The following is a 5961-nucleotide window of genomic DNA, read 5'->3' as shown; positions in this document are numbered from 1 at the left end:
GGCGGGCGAGCCGGGCGCTCGCGCTGCTGCAGGCGCTCGCTGCGGAGCCGGGGCCGTGGCGGCGCAGCGTGATCCGTGCCCGGGAGGGTGGCGAGGCGGTGGGCGAACTGCTGCGCCGTGGCTGGCTGGAGATCGTGGCCGACCCCGGCGCGCGTCACGAAGCCGGCGCGCAGCCGCTGGCGACGCCGGAGCAGGCCGCCGCGGTGGACGCGATCGTCGGTGCCGGGATGCGTTTCCGGCCCTGGCTGCTGCATGGCGTCACCGGCAGCGGCAAGACCGAGGTCTATCTGCGCCTCGCCGCGCACGCGCTCGCGCAGGGCCGTCAGGTGCTGATGCTGGTCCCGGAGATCGCGTTGACGCCGCAGCTCGAGCAGCGCGTGGCGCAGCGCTTTGCCGCCGCCAACGTGGTCAGCCTGCATTCCGCGCTCGCCGACGGTGCGCGTTCGCGCGGCTTCGTGCAGGCACTCAGCGGTCGTGCCGACATCGTGCTCGGCACCCGCCTTGCGGTGTTCGCGCCGCTGCCGCGGCTAGGCCTGATCCTGGTCGACGAGGAGCACGATGCCTCGTACAAGCAGCAGGAAGGCGTGCGCTACTCGGCGCGCGACGTGGCGGTGTGGCGCGGCCGCCAGCGCGACGTGCCGGTGGTGCTCGGCTCGGCGACGCCCTCGCTGGAGAGCTGGTTCCACGCCCGCAGCGAGCGTTATGCGCTGCAGAGGCTGAGCCGGCGTGCGGTCGCCGCCACGCTGCCGGCGGTGCGCTGCATCGACACGCGCAGGACCAAGCTCGACGAAGGCCTGAGCCCGGCGCTGCATGTCGCGATCACGCAGCGCCTGGAGCGCGGCGAGCAGAGCCTGGTCTTCCTCAACCGCCGCGGCTACGCGCCGGTGCTGTCGTGTCCGTCCTGCGGCTGGGTCAGCCGCTGCCCGCATTGCTCGGCCAACCTCGTGGTGCACCTCGCCGATCGCCGCCTGCGCTGCCATCACTGCGGCTGCGACGGTCCGATCCCGCACGCCTGCCCGAGCTGCGGCGACCAGGACATCCAGCCCTTCGGCCGCGGCACCCAGCGTATCGAGGCGCGCCTCGCCGAACTCTTTCCGCAGGCGCGCGTGCTGCGCGTCGATCGTGACGCGGCGCGCACGCGCAGCCAGTGGGAGACGCTGCTCGACACCATCGCCGCCGGCGAGGCCGACATCCTGGTTGGCACCCAGATGATGGCGAAGGGCCACGACTTCCCCAAGCTCACCCTGGTCGGGGTGGTGGGGGCGGACGTCTCGCTGCATGCCGCGGACTTTCGCGCCCCCGAGCGCCTGTTCCAGCAGCTGATGCAGGTCGGCGGCCGTGCGGGTCGCGGCGCGTTGCCCGGAGAGGTGCTGATCCAGACCGAATACCCCATGCACCCGCTCTATCTGCACCTGGCCAAGCACGACTTCGACGCCTTCGCCCGCATGGCCCTGCAGGAGCGCCGTGCCGCGGGCTTCCCGCCTTTCACCCACCAGGCCATGCTGCGTGCCGATGCGCCGGCGCTGGAGGATGCCGTCGAGTTCCTGCGCCATGCGCGCCGGCTCGCCGAGGAGCGCGCGCCCGTGGGGCTGCGTCTGTACGACCCGGTGCCGATGCGCATGACCCGCCTCGCCCGCCGCGAACGCGCGCAGCTGCTCGTGGAGGCCGACCACCGCGGTCCGCTGCAGGCCTTCCTCGCGGAGTGGGTCGCGGTGCTCTACCGCCAGCGCACCGCGCGCGAGCTGCGCTGGCAGCTGGACGTGGATCCGCTGGAGGTCTGAGGCAGGGTGATGGTTCGTCAGGGCAGCCAGGCGGGAATGTTCGTCTCGGTCGCCGGCGTCGTGTGCCGACCAGCGGCGTGAGGATCCTGGCGGCCGAATCGCGACTGGCGTCGCTCCTACAGAAAACCGCCGCGCCCCCGCAGGCGCCTGTAGGAGCGACGCCAGTCGCGATTCGCACCGCCGCGCCTCCGCAGGCCCTTGTAGGAGCGACGCCAGTCGCGATTCACACCGTGCCGCGCTGCCCGGGAGAATTCCCGCTCGACGCGCTCAGTTCGACGGCCACAGCCAGGCCGCCCCGCGCACGCCCGAGGCGTCGCCGTGCCGTGCCGGCAGCAGGCGCGTGGACACGGTGTCGGAAAACACGTGTGCGGCCCACCGCCGCGGTACGTGCTCGTACAGGCGCGCGATCTGCGACAGGCCGCCGCCGAGCACGATGACCTCGGGGTCGAGCAGGTTGATCACGCCCGCGAGTGCGCGCGCGAGCCGCAGCTCGTAGCGTTCGAGACTGGCCTGAGAGGCGCGCTGGCCCTCGGTGGCCTGGCGGGCGATGGCTGCAGCGTCGAGGGGCTCGCCCCCATGGCGCAGATGATCGGCGGCCAGGCCGGGACCGGACAGGTAGGTTTCGATACAGCCGGCGCGTCCGCAATAGCAGGCGGGCAGGGGGAGGTCGTCGGGCGCGGGCAGCGGCAGCGGGTTGTGGCCCCATTCGCCGGCCACCGCGTTGGCGCCCACCAGCAGTTTCTGGTCGACGACGATGCCGCCGCCCACCCCGGTGCCGAGGATGGCTGCGAACACGGTCCGCGCACCCGCGCCGGCACCGTCGGCGGCCTCGGACATGGCCAGGCAGTTGGCGTCGTTGGCGAGGCGGAGCGGTCGGCGCAGCAGGGCTTCGAGGTCCTGCTGCAGCGGCTGGCCGTTCAGGCAGGTGGAGTTGGCGTTGCGGATGCGGCCGTCGCGCGGCGAAGGCGACCCCGGTGTTCCGACGCCGATGCGGGCGCCCGCGCCGGTGAGGCGCTCGGCCTCCTCGACCAGCGCGGCGATGGCTCGCAGCGTGCCGCCGTAGTCGCCCTGCGGGGTCGGCACCCGGCGGCGCCAGCGCTCGCGACCGTCGGCGTCGAGCACCACGAGCTCGATCTTGGTGCCGCCGAGGTCGATGCCGATGCGGGTCCCCATGCCGTGGCGGGCAGCGTCAGCCGATGCGCTCGACCGCGTCGCGATAACGCTCCACGGCCTCCTCGCGGGTGCCCGCGCTGACGCCGAGGTCGCGCACGAGGCCGTCCTGCAGGCTGTAGCACCAGCCGTGCACGGTGACGCCCTGGCCGCGCTGCCAGGCCTCGCGCAGCACCGAGGTCTGGCACACGTTCACCACCTGGTGCATGGCGTTGAGCTCGCACAGGCGGTCGGCGCGCTCGGCCGGGTCGGTGAGGCGCTCTAGGCGATCGATGTGGCGGTCGCGCACGTCCTGGATGTGGCGCAGCCAGTTGTCGGTGAGGCCGGTCTTGTTGTCGTTCATCGCCGCCTTCACGCCGCCGCAGCCGTAGTGGCCCACGACGAGGATGTGCTTCACGCGCAGGATCTCGACCGCGTAGTGGATGACCGAGAGTGCGTTGAGATCGGTATGCACGACGACGTTGGCGATGTTGCGATGCACGAAGACCTCGCCCGGCGCGAGCCCGATCACCTGGTTCGCCGGCACCCGGCTGTCGGAGCAGCCGATCCAAAGGTATTCCGGCGACTGCTGCTTGACCAGGCGCGAGAAGAACTCGGGGTCCTCGGAGTGCATGCGTTCCGACCAGTTCTTGTTGTTGGCGAAGAGATGTTCGATCGACTGGGACATGGTGTGTGCGGGCCTGGAGTGCGGTAATGCGTAATTATGTCCGTGCCGGCCGGCGGCGGCCAGCATCGGCGCGCCGTGCTCGCAGCACGGGGGGATCGTCCCGCCGCCGCGCCGGTCGAATCGTTACAGCGTGTCATGCGCGCTTGAAGCGCCACTGCCCATCCCCAACCTGAATGTTTTCCACCGCGGAGTCCGTCCATGAACCTGAATCCACAGCAAGCCCGTTCCCTCGTCGCGATCTGCCTGCATGCGGCCTTCGCCGACGGTCACCAGGGGGCGGTAGAGCGCGACCATGTGCGCAAGGTCGCCGAATCGCTCGGGCGCGAGGCGGAGATCGACTTCATCGCGCTCTACCAGGACGTCCTGCTCGGCAGGGTCGGCCTGGAGGCGGCGGTGGCCGGGCTGGGCGAGGCGAACCTGCGCCAGCTCGCCTTCGAGCTGGCGGTCGGGGTGTGCGAGGCCGATGGTGGGCTGGATGCGCGCGAGAAGGACTTCCTCGAGCGCCTGTCCGGCTTGCTCGGGCTCTCGCGGCCGGCTGCGGACGCCTTCGTGCGCGAGGCGGAAGCGCTCGGCCAGGCGCCGGCCGACGGGCCGCTCGCCAGCCTTCCCGGCCTGGGCGAGGACGAGCCGGCGGCTGCGCCGTCCGCCGCCGCCGCCCCCGATGCGGCAGCGCTCGACCGGACCATCCTGAATGCGTCGATCCTCAACGGCGCGCTCGAGCTGCTGCCGCAGTCGATGGCCTCGATGGCGATCATCCCGCTGCAGCTGCGCCTGGTGTATCGCATCGGCCAGGCGCATGGGTACGAGCTCGACCGCGGGCATATCAAGGACTTCCTCGCCGCAGCGGGCGTGGGCCTGACCGGTCAGTACGTCGAGCAGTTCGGCCGCCGGCTGATCGGCGGCCTGCTCGGCAAGGTGCTCGGCGGGGCGGGGCGCGCGGTGGGCAGCCAGGCGACCGGCTCGGCCTTCTCCTTCGCGACCACCTGGGCGATCGGCAAGGTCGCGGTGCAGTACTACGGTGGCGGCCGCACGGTCGATGGCGATGCACTGCGCCAGGCCTTCGCAGGCCTGTTCGAGCAGGCCAAGGCGATGCAGGAGCGCTACGCGCCCGAGATCGCGCAGCGTGCGCGCACGCTGGATCTGAAGCGGCTCACGGATGAATTGCGGCGCTGAGCAGGGGAGGGCCGCGCGAGGGCGGTTTCACGTGGAACCGCCCTCGGGAGTGATTGCAAGGCGGGAGATGGCACGCGGAGGCCGCCCCGCCGGCCTGCCCGTTTCGAGGCCATGCCTCGGTGCGCGCTGACCCTGTGACGGCGCCACGCCCGACGGATCTGCACTGGCGTGGTTCCCAGGGTCCTTACATAAGACGCCGGAATGTGGAATCCTGTAGTCCCTCTCTCTTTCTCGAGATTTTCATGAAAATCACGCCAGCTCCCCTGCTCACCTTGTCCAACGGTGTCGAGATGCCGCGGCTCGGCCTCGGCACCTGGCCGATGAACGACAGCGAGGCCGCCGAGACGGTCGCTCTCGCGCTCGACATGGGCTATCGACTGATCGACACCGCCGAGAACTACGAGAACGAGCGTGGCGTCGGCGAAGGTATCCGGCGCGCGGGTGTCGCGCGCGGCGAGCTCTTCGTCACCACCAAGTTCAACCGCAAATGGCACAGCGTCGAGGGCGCGCGCCAGGCCTGCGAGGCCAGCCTTGAGCGCCTCGGCCTGGACTACATCGACCTCTTCCTGGTGCATTGGCCCAATCCCGACCAGGGCCGCTACGTGGAGGCCTTCGAAGGCCTGGTGAAGCTGCAGGAGGCCGGCCTCGTGCGTGCGATCGGCACCTCGAACTTCAAGCCCGCCCACCTGCAGCAGCTGTTCGATCGCGGGTTGTGCCCGCAGGTGAACCAGATCCACCTCGACCCCTGGCATGCGCGCAGCGACCACATCGAGGTGCACGAGGCGCGCGGCATCGTCACCGAGTCGTGGAGCCCGCTCGGACGCGCCAACGCCATGCTGGCCGACCCGGTGATCCTGGACGTCGCGCGCCGCCACGGCCGCACGCCGGCGCAGGTGATCCTGCGCTGGCACACCCAGCTCGGCTACGTGCCGATCCCGAAGTCGTCCAACCCGACGCGTCTCGCCGAGAACCTCGACGTGTTCGGTTTCGAGCTCTCCGCCGAGGAGCTCGCCGCGATCGGTGCGCTCGACCGCCCCGATCCGGAGATGCTGGATTCGGACGTGTTCGGGCACTGAGGCCGCTGCCGCGGTCGGCGTTCGCGGCTTGCGCCGCTCCTACGAGAACCGGCGCGGCTCCCGCTTCCTGCAGGAGCGGCGCAAGCCGCGAACG

The 5961-nt window shown here is 71.2% G+C and carries 5 protein-coding genes; 3 read left to right on the top strand and 2 right to left on the bottom strand.

Going from position 1 to position 5961, the window contains the following annotated elements; all coding sequences use genetic code 11:
- Nucleotides 1-1781: primosomal protein N' (locus C665_RS17910; RefSeq protein ID WP_004325324.1), on the top strand; the 1781-nt coding region annotated here is incomplete at its 5' end.
- 267 nt (nt 1782-2048) lie between these two features.
- Here C665_RS17910 and C665_RS17905 read toward each other — a convergent pair.
- Nucleotides 2049-2954: an ROK family protein gene (locus tag C665_RS17905; RefSeq protein ID WP_004325323.1), complete on the bottom strand. Its 906-nt coding sequence runs from the start codon at nt 2952-2954 to the stop codon at nt 2049-2051.
- Nucleotides 2955-2970: 16 nt separating this feature from the next.
- Nucleotides 2971-3618 (bottom strand): carbonate dehydratase, encoded by a 648-nt coding sequence (gene can / locus C665_RS17900; RefSeq protein WP_004325322.1) that lies wholly within the window; start codon nt 3616-3618, stop codon nt 2971-2973.
- Nucleotides 3619-3816: 198 nt separating this feature from the next.
- Here can and C665_RS17895 point away from each other — a divergent pair, with 198 nt between their 5' ends.
- Nucleotides 3817-4791 carry a YcjF family protein gene (locus tag C665_RS17895; protein ID WP_004325320.1) on the top strand — a complete coding sequence of 325 codons (975 nt, stop codon included), beginning with the start codon at nt 3817-3819 and terminating at the stop codon, nt 4789-4791.
- Between the two features lie 242 nt (nt 4792-5033).
- A complete protein-coding gene (locus C665_RS17890) occupies nt 5034-5867 on the top strand; it encodes an aldo/keto reductase (RefSeq protein ID WP_004325319.1) in 834 nt (277 codons plus the stop codon).
- Nucleotides 5868-5961 lie beyond the last annotated feature (94 nt).

This window comes from Thauera aminoaromatica S2 (assembly GCF_000310185.1).
GTDB lineage: Bacteria > Pseudomonadota > Gammaproteobacteria > Burkholderiales > Rhodocyclaceae > Thauera > Thauera aminoaromatica.
Note: the sequence above shows the minus strand (reverse complement) of the source record. Positions and strands in the feature narration are given on the sequence as shown.